Origin of the sequence: Marinomonas piezotolerans, from assembly GCF_003362755.1 — a bacterium.
GTDB lineage: Bacteria > Pseudomonadota > Gammaproteobacteria > Pseudomonadales > Marinomonadaceae > Marinomonas > Marinomonas piezotolerans.
The window spans coordinates 50,719-77,359 of sequence record NZ_QKRA01000009.1; the positions used below are offsets into that span (position 1 = coordinate 50,719).

General features: G+C 44.2%; 24 protein-coding genes and 1 tRNA gene. 10 read left to right on the forward strand and 15 right to left on the reverse strand.

Going from position 1 to position 26,641, the window contains the following annotated elements:
• Positions 1-14: 14 nt before the first annotated feature.
• Positions 15-1,508 carry a TyrR/PhhR family helix-turn-helix DNA-binding protein gene (locus tag DN730_RS15645; RefSeq protein ID WP_115469090.1) on the reverse strand — a complete coding sequence of 498 codons (1,494 nt, stop codon included), beginning with the start codon at positions 1,506-1,508 and terminating at the stop codon, positions 15-17.
• 130 nt (positions 1,509-1,638) lie between these two features.
• Between DN730_RS15645 and DN730_RS15650 the strand changes: the two genes are divergently transcribed.
• The gene (locus DN730_RS15650; protein WP_115469091.1) at positions 1,639-2,592 is read left to right on the forward strand and encodes a LysR family transcriptional regulator; all 954 of its coding nucleotides are present in this window, start codon (positions 1,639-1,641) and stop codon (positions 2,590-2,592) included.
• 56 nt (positions 2,593-2,648) lie between these two features.
• On the opposite strand, the gene can is transcribed toward DN730_RS15650, so the two are convergent.
• The 5 genes from can to DN730_RS15675 all read right to left on the reverse strand — a co-directional run bounded on the left by can (position 2,649) and on the right by DN730_RS15675 (position 7,509).
• The gene (gene can / locus DN730_RS15655; protein ID WP_115469092.1) at positions 2,649-3,284 is read right to left on the reverse strand and encodes a carbonate dehydratase; all 636 of its coding nucleotides are present in this window, start codon (positions 3,282-3,284) and stop codon (positions 2,649-2,651) included.
• A complete protein-coding gene (locus tag DN730_RS15660) occupies positions 3,278-4,123 on the reverse strand; it encodes a putative RNA methyltransferase (protein ID WP_115469093.1) in 846 nt (281 codons plus the stop codon). The genes can and DN730_RS15660 overlap by 7 nt, the downstream gene beginning before the upstream one ends.
• A 110-nt stretch (positions 4,124-4,233) precedes the next feature.
• Positions 4,234-6,231: a putative bifunctional diguanylate cyclase/phosphodiesterase gene (locus DN730_RS15665; protein WP_115469094.1), complete on the reverse strand. Its 1,998-nt coding sequence runs from the start codon at positions 6,229-6,231 to the stop codon at positions 4,234-4,236.
• A gap of 61 nt (positions 6,232-6,292) precedes the next feature.
• Positions 6,293-7,162 (reverse strand): DUF1853 family protein, encoded by an 870-nt coding sequence (locus DN730_RS15670; protein WP_115469095.1) that lies wholly within the window; start codon positions 7,160-7,162, stop codon positions 6,293-6,295.
• Positions 7,156-7,509 carry a YqcC family protein gene (locus DN730_RS15675; protein ID WP_115469096.1) on the reverse strand — a complete coding sequence of 118 codons (354 nt, stop codon included), beginning with the start codon at positions 7,507-7,509 and terminating at the stop codon, positions 7,156-7,158. The genes DN730_RS15670 and DN730_RS15675 overlap by 7 nt, the downstream gene beginning before the upstream one ends.
• A gap of 67 nt (positions 7,510-7,576) precedes the next feature.
• Here DN730_RS15675 and DN730_RS15680 point away from each other — a divergent pair, with 67 nt between their 5' ends.
• On the forward strand, positions 7,577-8,635 hold the full coding sequence (locus DN730_RS15680; protein ID WP_115469097.1) for a DUF3549 family protein: 1,059 nt from the start codon (positions 7,577-7,579) through the stop codon (positions 8,633-8,635).
• A gap of 20 nt (positions 8,636-8,655) precedes the next feature.
• Here the strand turns inward: DN730_RS15680 and DN730_RS15685 are convergent, their stop codons facing one another.
• The 3 genes from DN730_RS15685 to rlmKL all read right to left on the reverse strand — a co-directional run bounded on the left by DN730_RS15685 (position 8,656) and on the right by rlmKL (position 12,158).
• Entirely contained in the window at positions 8,656-8,916 is a 261-nt protein-coding gene (locus tag DN730_RS15685) for a formyltetrahydrofolate deformylase (RefSeq protein WP_115469098.1), read from the reverse strand.
• A gap of 131 nt (positions 8,917-9,047) precedes the next feature.
• Complete coding sequence (gene purU, locus DN730_RS15690) at positions 9,048-9,905, reverse strand: formyltetrahydrofolate deformylase (RefSeq protein ID WP_115469099.1); 858 nt, start codon at positions 9,903-9,905, stop codon at positions 9,048-9,050.
• Between the two features lie 87 nt (positions 9,906-9,992).
• Positions 9,993-12,158, reverse strand: a complete 2,166-nt coding sequence (rlmKL, locus tag DN730_RS15695; RefSeq protein WP_115469100.1) for a bifunctional 23S rRNA (guanine(2069)-N(7))-methyltransferase RlmK/23S rRNA (guanine(2445)-N(2))-methyltransferase RlmL — start codon at positions 12,156-12,158, stop codon at positions 9,993-9,995.
• Between the two features lie 121 nt (positions 12,159-12,279).
• Here rlmKL and rmf point away from each other — a divergent pair, with 121 nt between their 5' ends.
• Entirely contained in the window at positions 12,280-12,489 is a 210-nt protein-coding gene (gene rmf / locus DN730_RS15700; RefSeq protein ID WP_115469101.1) for a ribosome modulation factor, read from the forward strand.
• Positions 12,490-12,542: 53 nt separating this feature from the next.
• Here rmf and DN730_RS15705 read toward each other — a convergent pair whose 3' ends face one another.
• Complete coding sequence (locus tag DN730_RS15705) at positions 12,543-13,580, reverse strand: quinone-dependent dihydroorotate dehydrogenase (protein ID WP_115469102.1); 1,038 nt, start codon at positions 13,578-13,580, stop codon at positions 12,543-12,545.
• Positions 13,581-13,612: 32 nt separating this feature from the next.
• Entirely contained in the window at positions 13,613-13,834 is a 222-nt protein-coding gene (locus DN730_RS15710) for a DUF2835 domain-containing protein (protein ID WP_115469103.1), read from the reverse strand.
• A 126-nt stretch (positions 13,835-13,960) separates the two neighbouring features.
• Here DN730_RS15710 and DN730_RS15715 point away from each other — a divergent pair, with 126 nt between their 5' ends.
• The 7 genes from DN730_RS15715 to DN730_RS15745 are packed head-to-tail and all read left to right on the forward strand — an operon-like array spanning position 13,961 to position 21,733.
• Positions 13,961-14,926 carry an AAA family ATPase gene (locus DN730_RS15715; protein ID WP_115469104.1) on the forward strand — a complete coding sequence of 322 codons (966 nt, stop codon included), beginning with the start codon at positions 13,961-13,963 and terminating at the stop codon, positions 14,924-14,926.
• 3 nt (positions 14,927-14,929) lie between these two features.
• Positions 14,930-15,820, forward strand: a complete 891-nt coding sequence (locus DN730_RS15720; protein WP_115469105.1) for a DUF58 domain-containing protein — start codon at positions 14,930-14,932, stop codon at positions 15,818-15,820.
• Entirely contained in the window at positions 15,817-16,293 is a 477-nt protein-coding gene (locus tag DN730_RS15725; RefSeq protein WP_115469106.1) for a DUF4381 domain-containing protein, read from the forward strand. The genes DN730_RS15720 and DN730_RS15725 overlap by 4 nt, the downstream gene beginning before the upstream one ends.
• On the forward strand, positions 16,286-17,290 hold the full coding sequence (locus DN730_RS15730; protein WP_115469107.1) for a VWA domain-containing protein: 1,005 nt from the start codon (positions 16,286-16,288) through the stop codon (positions 17,288-17,290). Before DN730_RS15725 ends, DN730_RS15730 begins: the two co-directional genes overlap by 8 nt.
• Positions 17,287-18,963, forward strand: coding sequence for a VWA domain-containing protein (locus tag DN730_RS15735; protein WP_115469108.1), 1,677 nt, complete (start codon positions 17,287-17,289; stop codon positions 18,961-18,963). Before DN730_RS15730 ends, DN730_RS15735 begins: the two co-directional genes overlap by 4 nt.
• A complete protein-coding gene (locus DN730_RS15740; protein ID WP_115469109.1) occupies positions 18,957-20,789 on the forward strand; it encodes a BatD family protein in 1,833 nt (610 codons plus the stop codon). The genes DN730_RS15735 and DN730_RS15740 overlap by 7 nt, the downstream gene beginning before the upstream one ends.
• Positions 20,790-20,809: 20 nt before the next feature.
• Complete coding sequence (locus DN730_RS15745; protein ID WP_115469110.1) at positions 20,810-21,733, forward strand: Dyp-type peroxidase; 924 nt, start codon at positions 20,810-20,812, stop codon at positions 21,731-21,733.
• A gap of 77 nt (positions 21,734-21,810) precedes the next feature.
• On the opposite strand, the gene DN730_RS15750 is transcribed toward DN730_RS15745, so the two are convergent.
• The 4 genes from DN730_RS15750 to lon all read right to left on the reverse strand — a co-directional run bounded on the left by DN730_RS15750 (position 21,811) and on the right by lon (position 26,585).
• Positions 21,811-23,640, reverse strand: a complete 1,830-nt coding sequence (locus DN730_RS15750) for a SurA N-terminal domain-containing protein (protein WP_115469111.1) — start codon at positions 23,638-23,640, stop codon at positions 21,811-21,813.
• 76 nt (positions 23,641-23,716) lie between these two features.
• A tRNA-Asp gene (locus DN730_RS15755) sits at positions 23,717-23,793 on the reverse strand.
• Between the two features lie 7 nt (positions 23,794-23,800).
• Positions 23,801-24,073 carry an HU family DNA-binding protein gene (locus tag DN730_RS15760; RefSeq protein WP_115469112.1) on the reverse strand — a complete coding sequence of 91 codons (273 nt, stop codon included), beginning with the start codon at positions 24,071-24,073 and terminating at the stop codon, positions 23,801-23,803.
• A 124-nt stretch (positions 24,074-24,197) separates the two neighbouring features.
• Positions 24,198-26,585, reverse strand: a complete 2,388-nt coding sequence (gene lon, locus DN730_RS15765; protein WP_115469160.1) for an endopeptidase La — start codon at positions 26,583-26,585, stop codon at positions 24,198-24,200.
• Positions 26,586-26,641 lie beyond the last annotated feature (56 nt).

Here is a 26,641-nt window from a genome sequence, read left to right on the forward strand (position 1 = left end):
CTTCGAACTATTTTTCATACAATATTGTATTCCTTTAGTTTATTTGCGATAGAGCTATGACTAACCTTCAAAAACTGCGCTAGTTTCCGTGTGCTTGGATATTGAGGGTACAACTTCCGCAACAACTCCGCCTCGTAGCTCTTAAGCGTCTTATCTAATGACTGATCGATTAATTCCACCGATACTGTATTGTTAACCTCTATAGGAAGATCTTCCGCTTCTATCCGGTTTTCGTTAGCCACATTAACAGCTTGCAAAATACAAGATTCAAGCTCTTTGAAATTACCTGGCCAATGATGAATCTTTATTAACGCCAGTGCTTCTCTCGAAATCGCACACACATGCTTTTCATGACGTTCCGAGATGCGGATAAGCATTCGCTCGACCACCGCTGATAGATCTTCTTTACGAGCTCTTAGAGGAGGAATATCGAGCTGAAATACGCTCAATGCATGATGTAGTTCAGGAAGAAACGAAGAAGTCTGAGCTAACTCAGCTGATTTTTTTCGTGATAACGCTATCAGCCTAGTTGGTGCAGTCTCTTGATATAGCCTAGATGGTTGATCAGATAACCACTGCATCAAACAAAGCTGACATTCTCCACTCAACTCTTCAATATGCTCAATCACCAGCCAAGTACTACTCTCCAGCGCTTCGATAAGGGTTAGTGCCGTAAGATCTTTTCCTAAGACAAATAGCAGCTTTGCCTGGTCTTCCAAATTTCTAGTGCGCCACTCATCAAATAGTGCTCCAACCAAATGCTTTTTACCAACCGCCATCTCTCCTGAAACCAACATCGGAGTTTCACTATTCAAATAGGCCATTGAAACTTTTTTTGCACGAATCATTCCAGCGCTTTTGGTCTCATTAGCCGAGAAAACGCTATTCAGGCCTGCCGCCTCACTATTAGGCGCTTTACGAAGACTCGATGTCTGACGCCCCAACCGCTGTGCAGACCTAATATGGACAACACTCCCCGCACATACCTGTTGATCTGTCTCATTTTCAATGTAGAACGGTTGAATTTCCAAAAGCACCAGTTGACCATTTAGTCGGACACGCTTAGTCACACCTTTAGGTAGGCTTTGCCAATCCAACTTATCAAACGCAATACTCCGTATAAAAGTGTTGAGTGATGAGCCGATCAATTGCTTAGCGGGTACGCCAATATCGCTCGCAGCTCGTGCAGTTGCCAACGTCACTTTCCCCTCTAAATCAATCGCTACGACACCATCAGGCAATGCCTCCATTAATGTAAACAAGGCAAACTGCTCGCGCTCCGAGGGGGTGTAGTTCACAGTTTTTACATCCATGACTCCTGCTAATCGCCGTATTCCAGAAAGCAAACTCTGTAAACGCTTAAAGTCAATGTCGTCAAATCCGACATACAAACTATCCGATAATGCACCCACTTCTATTTTCCGCAAATCAATACCATGAGGTATTAGTAGATCCAGTATCTCTTGAGCCATACCAATACGATCTTGGCAGCGGATTTCTAAACGCATAGGCAATTATCCCATTGAGTTACATCATTTATATTTAAAGTAGCCATCTTCCGCATTCCACCTCACTTGATTCTAATCACATGCAAAATAAAGTAATATAGGACCATACAACAAGAGTGACAGCCCCCCTATGCAGTTAGATAAAATTGACCTAAATCTTCTACGTTATTTAGATTCGTTACTACGTGAGCAAAATGTTACTCACGCTGCAAATCAACTGGGCATTACCCAACCTGCAATGAGTAATGGTCTACGTCGGTTGCGCGACCTCTTCCACGATCCTTTATTGGTGCGCACCAGTGATGGCATGATGCCAACCGCTCTCGCAATACAACTGCAGCCTCGCGTTCGCACCATTCTACAGTCGGTTGATGAAGTATTACATTTAGGGCATAACTTTGAAGCATCCTCTAGCTCACGCGTCTTCCGTATTATGGCAAGTGATTACGCGGAAGCGACTTTGATCCCGCCATTGATGGAAAAGCTACAAGTAGAAGCTCCCAATGTAATCATGGATGTCATGAACCCCAGCGATGTCAGCTTTCACGATGTTGAAAAAGGAAAAGTAGATTTAGTCATTAATAGATTTGAGACGCTTCCCCAATCTTTTCATCAAAAGTCGGTATGGGTGGACCATTTCTCTTGTTTAGTTCCAAACAATAACGAGTTTGAGGGTGAACTCTCCCTCGAAAAATATCTGGCGTCCCAGCACGTATGGGTCAGTAAAACGGGATTTGGCGTCGGCGTTGGAATCCAGCCGGAGGAAGTTCAAAAGCTAGGTTGGGTTGATTCAACGCTTGCAGAGCAAGGACATAAACGCAACATAAGACTGTTTACTCGTAACTATAATGTCGCCATGCGTGCAACCTCACAATTAGGACTCATCGCGACGCTACCTTCTCTAGCAACACATTTGCTTAAAGGGGATCCTAACGTACGAGTGGTCACTCCTCCATTTGAAATTGAGCCCGTCGAGCTGAAGATGCTTTGGAGCCCGCTACTTCAACATGACCCTGGGCACATATGGCTAAGGTCCACCATTGCCGGTTGCGCTAAGACCATTGCAGACAATGCTCACCTATAAAATAACAAAGCAGCCAATTGGCTGCTTTGTTATGACTAAATAGATTCGACTCAATGTTAAGGCACGCTATGTAGCCTGATTTCAGCTTCCACTGGATCGGCTACCGTGACCTCTAGGTCCGTAATATGACCATTTTGTATACTGTAACACCAGCCATGTACTGTTAGGTCTTGCCCTCGTTTCCATGCGTTTTGCACGATACTCGTCTGACACACATTAGCGACCTGCTCTATCACATTGAGCTCACACATTCGATCGAACCTCTGATCAAAGCTTTCTAATCCATCCACCTCTTGTTTGTGCATGCGATAAACATCTTTAATATGGCGCAGCCAATTGTCTATTAGACCAAACTCGTTAGTCTCCATAGCAGCTTTAATACCACCACAGCCGTAGTGACCAACAACCATAATATGGCGCACTTTAAGCACATCAACCGCGTACTGTATCACTGACAAGCAATTCAAATCCGTATGAACCACAACATTAGCGATATTGCGGTGTACAAATACTTCCCCTGGAAGCAAGTCCACTATTTGATTAGCTGGGACACGACTGTCAGCACAACCAATCCATAAATAGTCAGGTTCTTGCTGTTTGGATAATTTTTCGAAAAAATTAGGGTCCTCTGCGTTTACCTTCGCAGCCCATTCTCGGTTTTTATCAAACAGCATTCCCAAATTTTTCAGCATTCAAGCTTTCCTTGTTTTCTATACCAACGCAATCTAACATCACCGGTTAACTGAATTGACTCAAGTGCCAACACTGCTTCTCTTCCTTCATAGGGTGCTTTATGGATATGCGGTGTCATACTCAATAAATTGGCAATGCTTTGCTGCGTTTTAAGCGTAAAAGAAAATTCGACTGAAGATTCAAATTGCAATTGAAATCCTCCCATACCATCCGCAAACGTAGACTGATAAGGCCTGATTTCTGGATATAAGACCTTTCGCAACTCAATCAAATGACGTTCACCTGATTCCACTAACAATAGCCAGCCATCATCCGACAATACCCGATGGAATTCACTTACAACTGGAAAGCCAAACGCACACATAACGCAATCAAAGCGACCGTCTGGCATTGGTAAGTGTGCGTTGCTGCCAACCACCCAATCTATTTGTTTAGATTTCTTACTGGCTGCAGTGATAGCCCACTTGGAAATATCTACGCCCACCGCATCTATTTGATGCTCTGACTGCCGTTTTAGCCAGTTCAGATAATAGCCTTCGCCACACCCAGCATCCAACATAGAAAACAGAATTCGCTGCTTCAAAACAGTGGGCATGGATTCCAATATACCAGTCAAGATTGGATCATATAAACCAGACATCAAAAAGTCCTGGCGCGCGCTGACCATTGCCTTGCTATCCCCAGGGTCTTTGGAATGTTTATTTTGTACAGGAAGCAAATTCACATAACCACTCTTTGCAATATCGAAGGAATGGTTATTAAGACAAACTAATGAACGACCGCTCCTCGTTAGGGGCTGCTGATCAATCGGACAAAGAAGGTGGTCTAGATTAGACACTCGCACTCCATATGCTATTCAAATGGTGAGTTGTGCGCGGGATACTACCAAAAAGTGGTTAAAAAAAACGAACTCATTTTTCTATTTTTACACTGAAGAAGTGAAACAGACTACATTATAACCTGTAAAGCGGGTTGATGAGGTGCATTACTTTGTTGCATATAAGCCGAGAACTCATCACTGGCCATTGGCTTAGCAAACAGGAATCCTTGCACTTCTTGACATTCATAGCCGACTAACGCGTCAATTTGCTGGCGATTCTCGACACCTTCCGCAATCACTTTTAGGTTTAAGCTATTTGCCATCGCAATCGTTGCTTTAACAATAGCATCAACACCTAGATCTTGGACAAACGAACGATCTATTTTTAACGTTTGTATCGGGAACTTCTTCAAATACGCTAACGAAGAGTACCCCGTCCCAAAATCATCAATGGAGAGATTCAGCCCCATTTTTCTAAAAGCATGCAGCTTTTCAACCGTTTCATTTGCATCGGCCATCAACATACTTTCGGTTAATTCTAACTCCAAATATTTAGGATCAACACCAGTCTCATCCAAGGCCGAACGCACCATCTCAACTAAATCAGGGTGCATAAACTGTCTACTCGAAAGGTTAACCGAGACACTGACCTGCTCGAGCCCCTGCATCTGCCATGCTTTAAGCTGGCGACATGCTTCTCGAATGACCCACTCACCCAGCGGTAAAATAAGCCCACTTTCTTCTGCGATAGGAATAAATCGATCCGGTGAAATCATACCCAGTTCTGGATGACGCCAACGCAATAGAGCTTCAGCACCGACAGTAAACTCATCGGATAGGCGGATCTTAGGCTGGTAATACAGTTCGAACTGACACTCTTCGATTGCCGTCCGTAATCCTCCACCTAACGTCAAATAAGCCCTAAAGCTTTCGCTCATTACTTCATTGTATACGCGGTAACCATTATGAGCAGCTTCTTTAGATTGATACATGGCTGCGTCGGCATTTTTTAACAGTGAATCAGTATCAACGCCATGCATTGGATAGCATGCAATCCCGATACTCGTAGTAATTAACATCTCCATATCAGAAACTGGATAAGGCTCAAGACCTGTCGTGCCGATTGCTTTAGCAATCGATTCCAACTCATCAAGCTCTTGAATATGCTCCATTACTACAACAAATTCGTCTCCTCCTAACCGATACAAACAAGAACGCGAAGGAATCGTCGCTTTAATCCGGTCAGATACACTCTGTAGCAGCTGATCTCCAATACGATGACCAAACGTGTCATTGACGATTTTGAAACCGTCTAAATCCAAATAAAGAATTCCGAACATGCGGTCACGCTTCTTAGCCGTAACCTGCGCTTTCTCCAATTGTTGATACAACAAATACCGATTAGGAAGGTGAGTGAGACTATCGTAATTCTGTAATCGGTACAGATCTACCTCATAGTCACGCAACGATTGGATGTCCTGAGCAAACAATTGAATGCGATCATTAATGCGATCTATGTGTGCTTCTATCCGATACCAGCGCACACCAGACAACGTTGACAAGCGAATTTCCTGCTCTAAATGCCCTGACTCTTCCAAGCGTTGCTTGAAAGACTTTGCTGCGCTCGAAACAGCAAACAGCTCGCTCAGATGTCGCACATTGGGAAACAGCTCTGCTGCTTTATGACTAAAAGAGAGCGTCCGCCCTGTAGCCGTGAACGTCATAAACGCCAGCGATTGGAATGTCTCAAAATTGGGACCAATCATTTTACTATTTTGAGGTAGAACTCTTTCTTGCTGACAAGGAAAGGCTCTAACCGACACACCAACCTGCTGCGCTCCCAGCGAGATTAGTTTTGCGTCACAGCGATGAAGCGTACCTTCGACATCAGACATATGCCAATGAAAGGCCAAAGATGAGTCTGAGCCAGCACAACGTGCAAAACTAATGATCTGACTTTGCAGTTCGGGATCATTAAGAGTCGAGCCATTTTGCCCATCGCCGAGTACGTATCCGAATTTTTGACGAGCCACAAGATTCGACCATGACACTGAGCCATGCAATAGATCTATCACCCAAACTGGCGAGCTAGACGATAAACTTTTTTGAGGCACTTCTTCAGACATTAGAGGTTACTGCAATTAAACGATCCCCATATATGCCTGAACTAGGTTCACTTTTCAAGTATTACCACGAGTCAGGACAGACAAAAAGCCAGAATGAGGCAGATTTTTCGTCTTTATCTAGCGATCTGCATGAGTATAACTGGGGCCTATTATCTGATTGAAACTGTATCGTTAATAGATCGATTACCTCTTCTAAGGTCAACCTTGTTCCTGAGAAATGCTTGTTTTCCGTAACCCATAAAGGCTTTTGAGCCAATTGATACAGCAAACGCTCTCCAGACAGTTTGCAAAGCTCATTAAAATATAGCCACCCGGCATTACCTGAAAAACTCTCTAGACCGCTTTCATCCACTGGAGAAAAGCGTCGAAATAATCGACCGAAGATGAGTAAATTTTTATCACATTTATCTTGCCCAGTATTTTCCTTAAGCCAAGCACTTCCCTCTGCGTCGTCTAATATCGTTAGCTGATGCGCCCTAGCATGGCTAACCTTTTTATGTAAGCTGTCATTCTTATTAGGTCCAATCCATTGATTAGGCACGAGATCTGGTCGCTCAAGATAGAACTTTAGCGCTACTTCAAACAAGATGATATTTCCAGCTAGATCTTTCGCTACAAGATCCAACTCACCTTTCGTTGTCTTACCTTTGAAAATTTGCTGATGTTCAGCCACCACCTGTAAAGACGTAAAGTGCAGCACCGCAAACGAAAACAAACGCTCAAAATAGGCCCCTAAAAAGTGTGACTTAGATTCTGCAACGTATTGGGATAGAGGGCTAGGTTCTTTTTGGAGGGCAAAGAATTTTGCCTGCCAATTATCCAAAAGAAAATCGGAAAGTGGCCTATCTGCTACAATAATTTCTTCACCAGCCAACAACCACCATAAATCCTGTATTAAATGGTCATCATTAGGGAGCCCAGTGCTTACCATTTTAGCGCCCCGCTTCTCGATAAATGCAGGTCAATTCGTTCTAGAGACTCTAGAAGCTTTTTAACGTCAGAAGGCTCCTTCCAGTAAAAGGCCTGCTCAACCATTGGAGCAATGTCACAGCGATTAGGCAGCGGTAGTTGTTGATCAATCAAGATCTGACAACGAGCCATAAATACGTAGCGGAGCCACTGCTCTAACGACATCGTATCAACACAAAATGGCTGTACAGACGCCAATTGTTCTGACGTTGGCGGCTCACTATTCCACAACTGAATTTCTTGCATTACCACCTGGAGATCTACCAAGTGTCTCGCCAGTATTGAGTAACGCTCTGCTTGTTGATACAACTGATTTCTCTCCTAAAACCCGATACAATTTGATTTCATATTGAAACAAGATTAGACATTAAGTCCTATGCAAAACATTGAATCTTTAAGCGATCTTTTTGAGGCCGTTGGCTGTAAACCATACTTCTACGATGTGGGCCGTCGTATCACTAAAATTACACCTCAGCAGGTCATTCAATTTGACCGAAAACAGCAGCCATACCCATACGGATTCCGACAGCATGCGTGGCTCGCATGCGTCCTAACGCATAATGATACATCCAGTGAGCCCGTCGTCTGGTTTCTTAGATTACCTCTCGATGAAACTGGTTGCCTAAATTTAGGAACCCGCGATCACTTTATTAAGACCATTGTCGACAAGATAATGCACAAAGGGGAAGCACAAGGGTTTAACGAAGCCCTCGAAGACAACCCCTACGCATTTCAACCAGACCAAGAACGCTTAGCCAATTTCCACTCAATACTCGCAAGAGACTTAAAACGCCCAGCCTCTAGTTATTACAACGACGTAGTGACTTATTTGAAGCAGGGCAACTTGCTTGACGCGCAACAATGGGGAATATTAGGGTACCAAGGAATAACAGATTTTGCCGCTCGATACAGAGAAGAAAGCCAGCAGGATTTGCTAGTGAAATCGCTGAAGTGCGCCCCAAATGAAGTACGCTACCCTCTCAGCCATGCCCTAGAACACACTGTTCATGATCTCACGTTAGTGTCTTTGATCAGCGACCTACTAGCTGAGCCACACACAAGTGCCCACGATGCCGCGCATTTAGTGCGAGCAATATCACGTCATGACTTTCCCGCACCCCTTTTTATACCTCTCTTTACTCTATTGGGTGATATTACACATTGTAATGATGAACAATTAGAATTAATTGCATCTCTGGTCGCCAAATGTCCTCATTGGATCAAAGAGCAGCCTCAATTATTAAGAATTATTTTAGAAAAATTAGCGCACCGAGAAGACGGCCTATTAGGTTTCAAGCAAATTGCAACGGATTTAACTCAGCAATCTAGTACCCGCCAACTATGCTGGGAGCAACTGCGATCTCCCCATGCAAGTGCAGCACTACAGCAAGCGACTGGAAGTCTTTTTAATAAGGGCTCAAACACACTTCAATAGCCCGACTCACGTACCGTGCATTAATGCCGAGTGTGCTTACTCTCAACTGGTGAGCGCATTCGCTTACGATGCTGCTTGAACTCATCGCTTAATTCGTACTTTCCTTCGCGAGTGTGCTTGAGTGCTCCCCTCGTCACTAAAGCTTCCAACGTTTTAGAAAGCACCTTCTGACGCCTATCACCTTTTACAAAATAATATTGATCATCAACCTGAATAAGCTCAAACCCTGTCTCAAGAAAACCTACGCAAAGGTTCTGAGTCGGCGTTAGTTTCAATTTCATTGAGCCACCTTCCAACCATTTTTCTATTTGATGGGGTAACTATAGTAAAAAAAATGAATAACAAAATATTATTGAATATAAGAGGAGCCGAATTAACAGCTCCTCTTAGTATTAGGGTAGGAGAGATATTATTACTGTGCAAACACAACAGTTTTATTACCGTGTACCAAAACACGGTCTTCTAAATGGTAACGGAGACCACGTGACAACACTAGCTTCTCAATATCTTTGCCTAATCGCACCATATCCGTAGCAGAATGGCTATGGCGCACACGGATCACATCTTGCTCAATGATGGGCCCTGCATCCAAATCCGCCGTTACGTAGTGGCACGTTGCACCAATTAGCTTAACCCCTCTTACGGCAGCTTGATGGTAGGGTTTTGCTCCAACAAATGAAGGTAAAAAACTGTGGTGTATATTGATGACACGATAGCGGTATTTATTACACAGGTACTCTGGAAATATCTGCATGTAGCGCGCCAGCACAATCGTATCAGCACCGGATTCGTCAATGGCCGACTCTATCGCCTGAAACGCAGGCATTTTGTCGTCTTTTGGTACATTGATACAGTGATATGGAATTTTATACCACTCAACCATAGATCGTAGATCTTCATGATTGGCAATCACACCGACAATGTCGCATTGTAACTCTTGCGTGTGCCAACGGTGCAAAATATCATTTAAACAATGGGACTCTTTCGTCGCCATTAGCATCACTTTTGGGCGCTCATCACTGCTATTGATATACCAATCCATCTCATATTGCTCAGCAATGACCGCGAACTCTTTACGAAATGTGTCAATATCAACACTCATACTCTCTGCATCCACAACATGTCGCATGAAAAACCATTTCTGCTCTGCATCGGTATGATGGTTCGCTTCAACGATAGAACTATTGCGCTCGTGAAGATACTGGCTAACCGCGGCAACAATACCGACTTTATCTGGACAACTGATTACTAAGCGAAAAGTCTTACTCATCTTTTGTATTACTTATTCCGTGTTGGCAATTTAAATCAACTATTTGGTCAAGTTAACCAAATTATACGTAATGGTTGGCGCAAAACTCTACTTGTGTTTTAACACCCAGCATTGATGGATTTTTTGATTCCGCTCAAAATCTGGGTCTAAAGACTGGTGAGTGACATTGGTCACGTCGTAACGCTCAATCAACTCATCTGCGAGCTCAAAGCGACGGTAATTGTTTGAGAATATAAGCTCACCTGAAGAACTCAACCGCGCCATCGCAAGCTCGATCAAATCAACATGATCACGCTGAATATCCAGCACTCCTTCCATTTTTTTAGAATTAGAAAATGTTGGGGGATCCATAAATATTAGATCGTATTCATCCTGAGCGCGGCGCAACCATTCGAAGCAATCAGCCCTAACAACTTTATGATCACGTTCGGAAAACTCGTTCAACTCAATATTCCGTCGAGCCCATTCAGTATAAGTGTTTGACATATCGACGCTGAGCGTCGTTTTCGCTCCCCCTTGACCTGCATGAACAGAAGCGGTAGCGGTGTAACAAAACAAATTCAGAAAACGAACACCATTTGCACGATCTTGTATCAACTTACGCACTGGACGATGATCTAGAAAAAGCCCAGTGTCTAAGTAGTCCTTCAAATTAACAATAAAATCGCAATCATACTCTGAAACAACCATCTCATGCTGAGAGTGGTCCACCTTCTCATATTGCTGCTTACCTGATTGACGCGAACGCTGCTTAACAACCACGTTTGTTTCTGGGATATCTAATGCAGTTGGAATCGCACTAACCACTTCAAACAAACGTTGCTGTGCTTTATTTTCATCCACACTCTTCGGCGCTTGGTATTCTTGGACATGCGCCCAATCATTATAAATATCAATCGCAACAGCGTATTCAGGCATATCTGCATCGTACACTCGGTAACACGATATTTGCTCTTTATGTAACCACTTTCGGAGCTTTTTGAGATTTTTTTGCAATCGATTAGCAACCATTTGCGCGCCAGGAGATAAACCAATTTGCTCTCGACTACCCGCTTTTATATGACTGTCTAATACAGGAAAACGATAGGCTCGACACTCTAAACCGCCGTTCAATACCCGAGTATTTTTTTCTGGACGAATTGGAATTTGTCGTGCCAAATTCTCACTACTGGTTAACAGCATCAATTCGCCTTGGTCTGCATGTGCGATCGCCCAATCGCCTAACTGTCGATAGAGTGCAATCAGCGCCATTTCGTCACCTAAGCGCTCACCATAAGGAGGGTTGACCATAATAAGGCTTGGCTGTGATGACCAGTCGAAATCGTGAGTCTGAAACGCTGACATAGACACATCGATGATACCTGTCAAACCGGCCCGTTTAATATTTTCACGCGCCGCCGCAATGGCTTTCTGTTCTCGATCTGTCCCCTGAAACCGCACATTTAAGTCTTCTGGAGATATCCGCTCATTTTTAGCCAAATCCATGAGTTGCTGCCAAAGGCGATGATCGTGTTTTTTCCAGCCTTTAAAACCCCAATATTGACGTCGAGAACCAGGAGCAATATTGAGTGAAATCAGCGCGGCTTCGACCAAAAATGTTCCCGAACCACACATAGGATCAACCAATTGCTGGAATTTAGAGTTTTTCGACCAACCAGCTCGCATCAGAAGGCCTGCTGCAAGGTTCTCTTTTAAAGGCGCCATAGCGCCCTGTTGACGATAGCCACGGCGATGCATACTTTCGCCCGACAGGTCCAAGCTAAGCGTTGCATTATCACGTTTAATTTTAAGGGCAATTCGCAAGTCAGGCGCTTGCTTATCAACACTCGGACGATGTCCCGTTTTCTTAACAAAGTAGTCGGCAATCGCGTCCTTTGTTTTCACGGCTCCAAACTGAGAGTTACGAATCGCGTTGTTTGTCCCATGGCAATCTATCGCAATAGTATTGTCGAAGGTCATGTGTTCAGCCCAGTCTATATCAGAAACACCTTGATATAACTCTTCAGCATTAGTCACTTTGAAGGTTGCCAATGGCATCATTACACGGGTTGCTACACGTGACCACAAACAAGCTTGATACATGCCTTTGAGGTCAGTACTCAGTTTGACCTGTGCCTCACCTAGGCGTGTATTAGTGAGCCCCAGCTCATGTAGTTCTTTCTCTAGTATATTCTCTAGTCCGATAGGACAAGTGAGCTCTAGTGCAATGTCTTGCGGGTCACTAACTTGAGTGGGCGCGTCTATATTTGTCATGTTTATTACTTTTTAGTGAATTTTTGAATGATGTTAGAGCAAAGTGTTTTTAGACAAATCCCCTATCCTCTACTAATTATTACAGTCCACCTTAAAAAAGAGAACTGAGAGGAAGGATTCAATGAAGAAACAAAAAAGAGATCTTCATCAAAGAGCTTATGTACGTGGCTACCGAGCTGGTATGGCAGGTCGGTCCAAAGGTCTTTCTGAAACATGTCACGTAACTGCACGCCCTGATTGGTTAGCTGGATGGCGAGAAGGTCGAGAGGACATGTGGAATGGTTTAACCCCAGTAGATGGCACTTATAAAGCTGCCAACTTTTCTCAGTAAACACTTTATTCTTATAAAAAAGGCCAGTATCGCTGGCCTTTTTTCGCTATATGTTACGCCAAATTGCCCTGTTTGATGTACGCATCAGTTGCTGTAACCGCTTCTTGTACTAATTCAGGACCTCGATAGATAAAACCAGAATAAAGTTGAACAAGTTGAGCACCTGCTTGCAGTTTCTCAACTGCATCCGAGCCCGATAGAATACCACCCACACCGATGATCGGTAACGCACCCTGCAAATGCTCACTCAACACACGTACAACATGAGTGGACGCTTCTCGTACTGGCGCTCCACTCAACCCTCCTGCCTCACTAGCGTGCACATGACCTTTTACAGCGTCTCGTGATAACGTCGTGTTGGTAGCAATGATGGCGTCGACATTTTGCTGCATCAAGGTATCCGCCACCATTTTAATTTCATCATCACTCATGTCTGGCGCTATTTTCACAGCCAAAGGAACCGCACGGCCATTCTCCTGAGCATAACGATTCTTTGCTTCAACTAATGGCTGAATCAACTCAGCTAAGCTCTCTCCAAACTGTAACGTTCGCAACCCTGGAGTATTTGGCGAACTAATGTTAGCGGTAATATAATCCGCAAAAGGAATAACGCTCTCTAAACATGCCAGATAATCAGACGCCGCGTCTTCAACAGAGGTGGTCAGATTCTTCCCAATATTAACACCCAAAATGCCTTTATAACGGTGCTGACGTATGCGTGACAACATATGGTCAATACCCTTATTGTTGAACCCCATACGATTAATAATGGCTTCGTGCTCAGGTAATCTAAACAATCTTGGTTTTGGATTCCCTGACTGCCCTTTCGGCGTGACTGTTCCCACTTCAACAAAGCCAAACCCCAATGCACCGAGCGCCTCAAACGCATCTGCATTTTTGTCCAAGCCTGCGGCCAAACCTACAGCATTGGGAAAATCTAGTCCCATTACGTTTACAGGCTGTGTTACTTGGTGATGCTTGAATAAAGAAGTCAGCCCCAACCGAGAAGACGCTCCCAGCATATCAAGGGACAATTCATGGGAGACCTCAGGGTCCAATTTAAATAATAGCGAACGTGCTAAGTTATACATATGGGGCTGCCTAATGGTAACTCGTTGTAATGTTAATGTTTTTTCTCTATGCCAACCAGCTTTCGGTTTTCATCAAACTCAATTTCAAATACACCATAAACGCCTTTGAGTGTGACAAAACGCTGAAATACAGACAGTGGCAATTGTACTTTTCGCCCATCTCGGCTTTGTGCGACCAAATATTTTTTTGTGCCACGGTACATTTCTTTGTATTGATGAGCAGAAAGGTCGACATCAATGATTATTTTAGCCATTTAGTGTACTCAAACTCCTCTATGACCTTGTCTACGCTTGTCGTACATGATTCAACTTAGATATTATGAGGAGTATTATATTGCCTCGACTCATTATTTGACAGAAGTATAAAGGCCAAAGATTATATGGAAGCTGTTATCAACCGCCTTAAAGAGCATTTAAATCAGTCTATCGTTGGTCAAGAGACCTTACTTAACGAATTGCTAATTGGACTGATTGCAAAAGGGCATGTACTTCTAGAAGGTCCGCCGGGAATAGCGAAAACAACCGCTGCAAAAGCCCTATCAAGCGCCGTATGCGCAAGCTTTCAACGAATTCAGTTCACCCCTGATTTATTGCCTGGCGATGTCACAGGATCGGATATTTTTCAGCAAGAAACGAGCGATTTTAGCTTTGTTCCTGGCCCTATTATGCACGACATTATTCTCACCGATGAGATAAACCGTGCGCCGGCGAAAGTTCAATCTGCGTTATTGGAAGCCATGGCTGAAAAGCAAGTAACGGTGGGCAATAACACCTACCCACTTCCAGATCTTTTTTTCGTCATCGCGACACAAAACCCGATCGAACAAGAAGGGACTTATCCACTTCCTGAAGCGCAATTAGATCGCTTTATTATGAAGATCGAGGTGGATTACCCCGATGCAGAAACAGAATTGAATGTTTTAAGACTAGTACGGCAAAACGACTTGAATACTGACCCCAAACGGCCCTCACCTGTCGCTACACCTAACGATATTTTAGCGCTACAAGCTGCAGCATTGAACATTTATATGGCTGAATCAGTAGAGCAATATATTGTACACCTCGTCATGGCCACTAGAGAGCCTGACAAATATTTTAACGATAACAATGAGTTCGCATCATTAATCGATTACGGCGTCAGCCCTCGAGGTACACTTGCTTTGGACCGCTGCGCGCGCGCCCATGCACTAATATCTGGCCGCGACTACGTAACGCCTGATGATGTCAGATCGGTTATCCATGCCGTATTTAGGCATCGACTCGTACTTTCTTTTCAGGCGGCTGCGCAAAATAAAAGTGTCGAACAAATCATCAATATGATCTTAAATAAGGTACCGGTGCTGTGACCTATGCAGGACTTAATTAGCCCCGCTTCACCCGAGCTTACAGCATCTCACCTCAGAGCTCTTGCGCCACTCGCTAAAGTTCTTGGTAGGGCTACCAATACAGCGCCCCCAAAAACACGACTTGGGGCATCGCTCAGCAAACAAAAAGGGCACGGTGTTGAGCTATATGAGGTACGCCCCTACCATACAAATGACGAAGTCCGTCACATGGATTGGCGTATCACCGCTCGCACAGGTAGCCCTCATACACGTGTGTATACAGAAGAAAAAGAGCACAGTAGTCATCTCTGTATTTCTTTATCGGACAATGCCTATTTTGGCACCTCCACAACATTTTTAAGCACCCGTTTAATTCAGGTTGGCGCACTCATCGGATGGCGCAGCCAATTTAAGCGCGAACAAATTGGACTAAGCCTGTCGGGACAACCAACAATAAAAAGAATCAAAGACTGGGCGTTTTTTAGCGACTCATTGGCGAAGCTAACTAACGTATCCAACCGCGGTTCTTGCGAGTACTCTTTTCAAGCTGAGATACCCAACAATATTAGAAGTAGCTCCATTATCATTCTAAGCGATCAACTTCACATCACCCATGCGGGACATAACGCACTTGTCCAACTAGCACAACACAATCGAGTAGTCTGGATTTCCGTCGAGGATGATCAAACGTTTCAACTCCCCCCAGGGAATTACACTCTGAAAGCACAGAATAAGCTGTTAACTTCTGAGCTACATGCCAACGATATTGCAACCACTGCAAAGCAGTATCAACGAAAGCAACAAGAGCTGGATGCAACACTCGCTTCAATGGGTATTCGCCGCTTTGTCTTTGATGTTAATGATTCCCCAGTATCAATAGCACGTCAGCTGCTAACAAGAGGGATAATACAATGATGAATAACGCGTCTATCGAGCTACCTAACGAATCTTTTATCTTACCTAAAGAGATTGCTATGTGGCCGCCTGCGTGGCACTTCTGGCTTACTCTTGGAGTGCTTATATGTGTCATACTAGTCAGCACTTGGTTGTTTTATAAGCGACATACGTCACGTCGGTATCGTCACGAAGCCCTTAAACTGTTAATCAATATCGATGAACACACCTCAGACTCTGAGCTGATCAGATTGAGCTTAGAATCCATTCGACGTACGCTGATTACAGAAAAAAAAGAAAGTTTAGCAAGCCTGCCAACCGAAGCACTCTTACTCCGCCTAGACCAACAATCCAAGACAAAAAAATATGCTTTCAGCTCAATTTCATCTTGTTTAGCTCACGGTCTTTACCGACCTGATACAAACTTGAGCTCAGAGCAGCGTCAGCAAATAGTTACGATTACGCGTACTTGGATAAGGAAGCACCATGCTTGAGTTGCAATGGCCATGGATATTGGCCCTACTCCCGCTTCCAATGTTGCTTTTGTTCATGAACAAAACCGCTTCAAAGCAAAGCGAAGCCATTTATTGGCGCTTTAGTCGGGTTTTGTCATTAAATAGCAGCAGAAAAAAAGCTCGTTTTTCGCGGTATTTAAGCGCCACACCTCTCACCCTAGCTTGGTGTTCACTGGTGTTAGGTATATCCCAACCGACTTGGCTAGGTGAACCTACCAAAATTCCTCCAACTGGAAGAGACTTACTCATTGCGTTGGACCTATCTGGTAGTATGCAAGTCACTGATATGACGTCTAATCAGACGCCGATCAACCGCTTACAAGCGGCGAAAAATGTTCTTGAAGAATTTATCAATGAACGTCGTGGAGATCGCGTTGGCATTATCGTTTTCGGCAGTAAGGCCTTCCTACAAGCACCCTTAAGTTTTGACCTCAATACTATCAATCAACTCGTGCAAGAAACTCAAATAGGCTTTGCAGGTGAACAAACAGCGATTGGTGAAGCAATTGGATTAGGTATCAAACGTCTAGAAGATAAGCCCGCTGATAAAAAAGTGCTCATATTGATGACAGACGGAGCCAATACGGCTGGCCGCGTTAGTCCATTGCAAGCGGCTAACTTTGCCGCCAAAGAGGATGTCATCGTTCATACAATCGGGATTGGCGCTGAAAAAATGATTGTTCAAGGCTTTTTTGGCCCGAAAGAGATCAATCCCTCAAGTGACTTGGATGAAGCATTACTAACTAATATCGCGGAACTTACAGGGGGGCAATTTTTCCGTGCTCGAAGCTTAGATGAATTACACGCCATATACCGCACCCTTGATGAACTAGAGCCTACTCCCTCAGAAGAAGTGTTTCAGCGTCCCGTTACCAGTCTATTTCACTGGTTAGGCCTTCTATCACTAATACTACTAGGCGTAGCCATGCTAGTAAGTGGCAATGTTAAGCTTCGTCGCAAGAGTAACGCCGTATGACATTGTTTGAAATCATTCACTTTAACCGACCTGAGTGGTTGTGGCTAATACCGATCGTCGCCTTACTAACCACACTGTTTTATTTGAATTCAACGTCGACAAATTTGAAAAAAGTGGTTGCACCGCACTTGATACCTTATTTAACAACGACAAATAGTAAATCTGTGATGAACAGATGGGGCGGCTTAGCTTGCATAATAATTTTTATCATTGGTTTGGCAGGTTTCAGCGTTAGCAAAACACAAACAGAACTTTATAACTCCACTCATAAAACGGTTTTTATTGTCGACCAGTCTTTATCATTGTACGCAACCGACGTACGCCCTAATCGATTAACCAAAGCTAAACAATTGCTCAGAGACATCATTAATAGTGATATCTCGGGTGAGATCGCGCTTGTCGCATTTGCAGGCGATGCATACGTAATCAGTCCGTTCACTCAGGACAAAGAAACGCTCATACACTTTCTCGTTGCATTGGACCCCGTCATAATGCCACTTTACGGTAGTCGCTTGACAACCGGTCTTGACCTAGCTGTTTCACTACTCGATACAACAGATACTCAGAGCAATTTCGTCGTATTGACGGATGACCTAACGCAAACCGATGCGGAATATCTGCGCAACAATCAGGCGCTAAAGAGTATATCTATCGATGTTATTACCGTAGGGACGGAAAAAGGGGCTGAGATCCTTCTACCAAATGGCGAGACTTTGAGGCGAAATAACCTGCCAGTTATACCAACCACTCCTGTAAGCCAGATAAAAGCTTTGGTTGAAGAGATCGGCGGAAACGCCTTCACTCACGAATCAAGTGGTTCTGATATCGCCAGAATTGGGCAATCAAATGGTTTCCAAGATAATGTTGAACGAACTCAAGTTTCTGGCATTACGTGGAAAGAGCAAGGGCATTGGTTGGCCTTACCTTTTCTAATTTGGCTATTGTGGCAATTTAAAACACGTGTAATCTTTTGCTTACTATTAGCTTTACCTTTTCTGCATCAACATGCCGACGCCTCTCCGCTAGATTGGTTCAAGACCAAAGATCAGCAAGCGCAAGAGGCTGTCAATATTGGTGATTGGCAACGCGCAGCTAATCTGTTCACAAAACCAGATTGGAAGGCTGCAAGCCTATATGCCACACAAGACTATCAAGGCGCGGCTGAATTGCTAGCACCTATCGCAAGTAGCCCCGAAGAGCTTTACAATCTAGCGAATGCCACGGCCCTTAGTGGTGATTTGGAGAGCGCGGTTAAAACGTATGAACGAGCACTAGAGCTCAAGCCAAATTTTAAGGAAGCGCAAGAAAACCTAGACTATTTGAAACAAAAAATGAGCGACTCAGAACACCAAAATGGTGATGACAAACCAGACCAAGACTCTTCCAATCAACCCTCTCCTTCGCAATCAACCGAAAATAGCGATCAACGAGGGGACCAAGAGCAAGACAAGAATTCAGAAAAAACGGATAATCAAAACGAGTCCTCTGAACAATCCGAACCAGAAGAGACAACTCCTTCGTCTATCCAAGAAGACCAGCAAGCATTAGATCAATGGCTTAGGCAAATACAAGACGACCCAGGTACTCTGTTACAGCGTAAACTCTGGTATCTCCATCAAGAGAGACGAAACGAAAACCACTACAACCAAGAAGAAGGTATACAACCATGGTAGTGCGCCACTTATTCAATGCCTCTTTAATCCCTACACTGGCAATGATTCTAGCGATACTGCTGCTATTAGGCTCCACCTCTCTTCACGCCAATGAAGTCAGCGCAGCGCTAAACAAAAACGTGGTCACCGAAAATGAAATCGTACAACTAACAGTTCGAGCGGATTTTAGCGACACCGGTACCGGACCCGATTTTTCACCGCTAAAACGCGATTTTGATATTTTAAGTCAGAGCCAAAACAGCCAATTCAGCTTTAACTTAGGGACAAATAAAGCGCTGAGTTTTTGGGTCGTTACACTCAAACCAAAAGCGGTAGGGAATTTTCAAATCCCCTCGATTAAAGTTGGCAATGAAACCTCAAACCCTCTTTACTTAGAGGTCAAACCTGCCCGACAAATGACCGACACCAATGGGAACCCTTTGGTTCGTTTGGAATTTAAAACCGATACTTTACAGCCTTATGTACAACAACAAGTCAAACTAACACTCGAGCTTTTCAGCGCGGCACCGTTACAAAACACAAAACTTTCTACCCCGAACCACCCTAACTTGCTAATAGAGCGCCTATCTGATGATCAAATTCGTTACGAGGACATTAATGGAACGTCCTATCAAGTCCTTACACGAGAATACATTGCCTTTCCACAGAGAAGTGGTTCAGTACAACTTAACAACCAAACAGTCGACGCTATACTCAGTACTAGCTCTGGGCGGCGCGCAATTACGGTCAAAAGCTCGACCATTGACTTAGATGTACTGCCTATTCCTGCGTCATACGGTAATACTAACTGGCTACCAACCGATGCATTAGCAATTAAGTCACAGCTCACAACGTCCCTCGACACACCAAGAGTTGGCGACACTCTCAACTGGACCATTGATATTTCCGCTCATGGAGTATTGGGGGAACAACTTCCAACGATAAACTTCGATAGCACTCGCGCCTACAAGCTCTACCCTACACCGCCAAAGTTCGACACCCGTAAAAGTTCAGCAGGGGTCACAGGGCGGGAGTCGATCAATATAGAAGTTGTACCAACCGAAGCAGGAACGCTCACATTACCGAAAGTTGAAGTGATATATTGGGATCCAACAGAACGCGCCGTCAAATCCGTATCTGCGATGACCAATACTATGGAGATTGCAGCTCTACCAAGTATAGCGGCTACAGAAATTTCAAGCTCGCCACAGACGCCCACACCGGAGCCCTCCCAAACCATCGATAATAATGAGAAAACCTCTGAACCGGTTGCCCCCATCTCACTAAAAAAACCAAACAAGGTAACAGAACCGTCAGTTCCTTCAGACGCAGAGCCAGCAAAACTAAATGTAGTCCTAGAAACCCAACAGAGTACACCTATACCTTGGGTTACTATATTAGCCATTGCACTGATCGTGATGGGTACGACGGGATTATTGATTTTGCTTAGGCGCCAACGTCAACATCCACGTTCAGAGACTGACGAACAAGTGCCAACGCTACAAGAGTTCGCTCCGCTTACTTCACAGGATGAATCCTCAGCATTTAATCAGCTGTTAAATGGATGCCGTAATAACGACCTAAGTACCTTGCGACTCAACTTATTAGAATGGGCGCGCCACCGTTGGGGCTCAGATAGCATAAGAGGTGTAGAAGATATAAAACGTCTTGCTAATAACCCTAGGTTGACACAACTACTAATGGAAGCAGAACTGGTGATGTACTCTGATACCGCCTCAACACAATGGAACGGAGAAGCGCTCGCCAATACACTTGAAGAATACGCAACAGGGCAAAAGAAGCCCTCCCAAGCGAGCCAACTTAAAACACTTTACCCTAATTTTTAAGGGACTCTAGGAGCATATTTATGGCTATTAACTATCAAACAGGCATCATTGCGGAACCTTCTAGTGATGCAACTTTTATTTTGCTGGATGCGACACATGGAGAGGAAGGTACGCTACGCCAAGTGCTATCTGATAGCCCTGCTATTATTCATTCAATCCAAAAGCAATTTCCAGGCTGCGAACTACACGCAGCGATTGGATTTTCAGCACATGCATGGGAGCGCATTACACTCCAAGCAAAGCCCGCAGAGTTAAAACAATTCCCGAGCTTTGAAGGAGCATTTCTAAGCGTGACAGACGAAGCTCATGACATCATTCTACACATTCGTTCAACACGACATGATGCGACACATATATTAGCGCTAAAGCTGTTTCAAGCAATGGGTGATAGCGTCACACTTAAAGGTCAGACAAATTGCTTCAAGTATATTGATAATCGAGACTTTACTGGATTCGTAGACGGGACTGAAAACCCACAAGGGGAAGATAGAAAAGACGTTGCACTAGTCGGTGACGAGGACCCCATGTATCGAGACGGCTCCTACTTAAACTACATCACATTTCGACATGACCTTCAAAAATGGAATGCTCTATCTTTAAAAGAGCAAGAAGACACTTATGGGCGAACTAAATACGATAATGAAGAATATGCTAGCGAAGAGAAATCGGCCCACGCCCATACAAAACGCACTTCTTTGAAAGATGATGATGGAAACTCATTAGAAATTCTTCGCCACAGCATGCCGTTTGGCGACTTGCAAGAACAAGGCTTAGTGTTCGCAGCTTATTCGCGCACTCCCACTATTTTCGATTTGATGTTACAGAGCATGATTGAAGGTGACGAACAAGGCAGAGCAGACCACCTAATGAAGTATACTCAAGCATCGTCAGGTAGCACATTCTTCGTCCCTGCAATTGGCTTCCTTGAGGCTTTAACACCTTAATCATCCCATGCAAGTATGAAGTATAAAAAAACCACGCTATAGCGTGGTTTTTTTATACTTAGCTAATAATGCTGATATTAGTTTCTCTCTATCTCTGCATTATTACGTACTGTTGCTTGTTGAGCAGTAAGCGTCATGTTAGACAACGTCTGAGACAAGTAATTATAGTAAATGTCCTTTTGAGACTCACTAACTTCAGAATCGCCCTCTATTACTTGAGTCAATCGAAGTGCTAACACATCACCATTTGGCGCATCCTCAACCGAAGTAACAGCATCAGTCCCCTGAGGATGAGGTAATGTGAACGCAACACCCGCTACGTCATCTTGACCGCGCTCAGCAAGCTCAACACTTACCCAATTGCCCTCTCCTGTGGCAATAGCTTGACTCGCTTCTTTGTTTAGTTGCTCCAGCGCCTTTTGCTGAACAACAATAGAAGTGATCGCTTCACGAGCCTCTTCGAAAGACTGCTTCGCTTCATCTTTATGATCATTCAAATGAACGACTACAACTTCGTCATCACTCAATTCGATCAAATCACTGTTTTGATTATCCTGCAAAACAGTTGGGCTGTAAGCCGCAGCAATCACCGCAGGAGCTCCGGAGACATCGTCTAACCCACCATCTCTACCAAAGTAATCCGTTGTCAAGATAGAAACACCATACTCATTGGCAAGCGCATCTAATCGATCACTGGCATACGCTAGGTCTGTTATGTTTTCGTGTTCATCTAGAAGCTTATCTTTAGCTTTCTGAGCTTTAACTTCCGCCGTTAACTCATCACGCAGCTCCTCGAATGTAGGCGCCTGTGTTTCATGAACTTTATTAAGCTTAATAAGATGGTAGCCAAACTCAGTTTTTACTTCGCCAACATCCCCCTCGTTCATAGAAAACAACTTGTCTTCAAAGGGCTCAACCATAATGCCACGCGTCACATAACCTAGATCACCACCATTGTCTTTGGAGCCTAAGTCATCTGAGTATTGTTCGGCCAATTTAGCAAATGACTCACCGTCAGCTAGTTTCTGCTGAATCTCTGCTAGCAATTTCTCAGCGTCTGCGTCAGAGCGAGACGAGGTGTCGATAAGTATATGAGAAGCTTCACGCTCTTCACCCTCAAACCCTGCAACTGTTGCTTGGTATGCCTCTTGTAACTCTGCTTCAGATACCTGAACACTCGCTTTCAGATCATCGCTAGAAATCAAAACGTAATCCAACTTAACCTGCTCAGGCGTGGTGAAATCGTTACTATGATCATCATAATACGCTTGCAATTCGGAATCTGTGACCGATACGGATTCCGTTCTGTCAGCTAATGAATAACGAATATACTCGAATGAGCGTTTTTGATTCTGCAATGTAACAATGGTGTTGACCTGACTCGGAAGTACAAACTCGGTACCAACAACAGCATTACGCGCTTGCTGCAGTAAAACATCTTGCTTGATGCGCTCTTTAAACGCTAAAGGCGTAAAACCTAACGAGCGAATGAAATTTAGGTACTTATTTTGATCAAACTGCCCTGCTGTTTGGAACTGCTCAGCTTGTAGCAAATACGCATCAACTTGGGCATCAGACACACCTAGATTAAGCGCTTGAGCCTGATTGGTCATTACCGCTCGCTGAATCAACTCTTCAAGTGCGCGGCGCTGCAATGCACTCTCTTCAAGCATTGCTGGATCGATTTGTCCGCCCATCATGGAAATCAATTGACGACGCTGTGTCTCAGCGGTTTGCATAAGTTGTGTACGGGTAATTTCTTTCCCGTCTACTTCGGCTACGGTGTCTGTCGATGTGAAGCTCTGAACTAGCGCCTCAACACCAAATAGAGCAAACGTCACAATCACAACCCCGATGATTACTTTGACAACTATACCTTGTGACTTGTCTCTTATATCCTGGAGCATCTTGCCTATACCCTAAAACTATATTGTGAAAAACAAAAAAGGTGCATTCCGCTGGGAACACACCTCTTTGCTCTAATGGCGGAACGGACGGGACTCGAACCCGCGACCCCCTGCGTGACAGGCAGGTATTCTAACCAACTGAACTACCGCTCCATAATCATTAGTTTACTGCGTCTTTTAGGCCTTTACCGGCTTTGAAGCTAGGAACCTTAGCAGCTTTAATTTGAATCTCTTCACCTGTTTGAGGGTTACGACCAGTACGCGCCGCACGCTCTTTAACAGCGAATGTGCCAAAACCAACTAGAGTAACTTGGTCGCCTTTTGCAAGAGCTTCTTCAATTGCAGTCAAAGTTGCATCTAGCGCATTGCTTGCCGCTGCTTTAGACAAATCTGCGGACGTGGCAATTGCATCAATCAATTCTGATTTATTCACGTTCTACCCCTTCAGTAATTTCGTGGTTCCATAATGTTTCTTAATCTGGCCAATGAGCAAAACGGCCAACAAAGATGAGCATTTATACAAGCCCTTCCTAGACCCTGTCAACACAGGGTTTGAACTAATGATGACTTACAGATTCTTGTTCATCAACAGTTTTTTCCTTTCCAGACACAGTTTCTGCACTTTTTGGTGAAGGAACGTACTCTAAAGCCACATCAAGCACTTCATCAATCCATTTTACAGGAATAATTTCAAGATCAGCCTTAATGTTGTCTGGAATTTCTTTCAAATCTCTAGAGTTTTCTTGGGGGATCAATACCGTTTTTATTCCGCCGCGATGAGCGGCCAGTAATTTCTCCTTCAAACCACCGATCGGCAACACCTCACCCCGAAGCGTTATCTCTCCTGTCATAGCAACTGACGCTTTCACCGGAACCTTTGCAAGCACCGATACAATAGCGGTACACATTGCAATACCGGCACTCGGGCCATCTTTTGGCGTTGCACCTTCTGGGACGTGCAAATGCAGATCGACCTTCTCATGGAAATCATCTGCGATACCTAAACCAGCTGAGCGGCTTCTAACGACCGTGAGAGCGGCCTGAATAGATTCTTGCATCACATCACCAAGAGAACCTGTTTTAACGTGTCGTCCTTTACCAGGAACTCCAGCTGCCTCTATCGTAAGCAGCTCACCTCCAACAGAGGTCCAAGCCAATCCAGTTACTTGGCCAATTTGATTGTTGTCTTCTGCTTTGCCATAACTAAACTTACGAACTCCACAAAAATCCTCTAAATTATCAGAGGACACATCGACCGCGTCATTGTTTTTGCTCAGTGCCTGCTGCTTAACAACTCTTCGACAAACTTTACTTAATTCACGCTCCAAACCTCGAACGCCAGCTTCTTTCGTGTAGTAACGAATGACATCCATCAATGCTTCATCAGAAACATCGATTTCTTTTTCTTTCAGCCCGCTTTGCTTAATCTGTTTTGGTAACAAATAACGCTTAGCAATATTTAGTTTTTCATCTTCGGTGTAACCCGGAATACGAATCACTTCCATACGATCCAATAGAGGACCCGGGATATTCATACTATTGGAAGTACAAATAAACATGACATCAGATAAGTCGTAGTCGACTTCTAAGTAATGGTCATTAAATGTGTGATTTTGTTCCGGATCTAACACTTCCAACAGAGCTGACGCTGGATCCCCTCGCTGATCCATGCCCATTTTGTCAATTTCGTCCAACAAAAATAGAGGGTTCTTAACTTTGACTTTCGCCAATTTCTGAATCAGTTTACCTGGCATAGAACCAATATAGGTACGACGATGACCGCGTATTTCAGATTCATCCCTTACTCCACCCAATGCCATGCGTACATACTTACGATTTACCGCACGGGCAATGGACTGACCTAGAGAAGTCTTACCAACACCTGGTGGACCTACCAAGCACAACACAGGCCCTTTAACTTTTTTAACTCGCTGCTGAACGGCTAAGAACTCGAGAATTCGCTCTTTGACATCATCTAATCCGTAATGGTCTTCATTCAGCACTTTTTCCGCGTATGCCAAATCATTTCGCACCTTCGAACGCTTTGCCCACGGTAATGATATTAGCCAGTCTATATAGCCGCGAACAACCGTCGCTTCTGCAGACATCGGTGACATCATTTTAAGTTTTTTGAGCTCCGCCTCCGCTTTTTCCGTTGCCTCAGCAGTCATCTTAGCGTCTGTAATCTTCTCCTGAAGAATGTCTAGCTCATTGCTGCCTTCATCCATGTCGCCTAGCTCTTTTTGAATGGCCTTCATCTGCTCATTCAAGTAGTACTCACGCTGGCTCTTTTCCATCTGTTTCTTTACACGGCTACGAATACTTTTCTCTAAATGAGCGATATCCAGTTCACCGTCCATCAAGCCAATCAGGTGCTCGCCTCGTTCTATCAACGAGCTTAACTCTAGAGCTTGCTGCTTGTCTTCCAACTTAAGACTCATATGCCCAGCAATGGAGTCAATCAACTTAGATAAATCGTCAATAGACTTCAGTGATGTCACAACTTCACTAGGAATTCTCTTGCTGCCAGCGACATACTCATCTAGCTGTTTAATCAAAGCATGGCGGATGGCAGGATATTCAGATTCATCATCCTGCGCTTCTGGCAGTTCTTCAACAGAAGCAGAAACCCACTCTTCCACATCTTGAACCTTTTGGACCTCAGCGCGATACTGCCCCTCAACTAGGACCTTGACTGTGCCATCAGGGAGACGAAGCATCTGTATTACTTTGGCAACTGTACCAACACCGTACAAATCTTCTTGTTTTGGATCATCTTTCGACGCATCTTGTTGCGCCACTAAAAAAACTAACTTATCACCTTCCATTGCCGACTCTAGCGCAGCAATAGATTTCTTCCTTCCTACAAACAGCGGCAGCACCATATGCGGGTAAACAACAACATCCCGCAGCGGTAACATAGGCAAAAATACTGAATCAGACATAATATCTTCCAATTTGGACATCATCGTTCTTCTGATGACGTGTGACTTAATAGGAT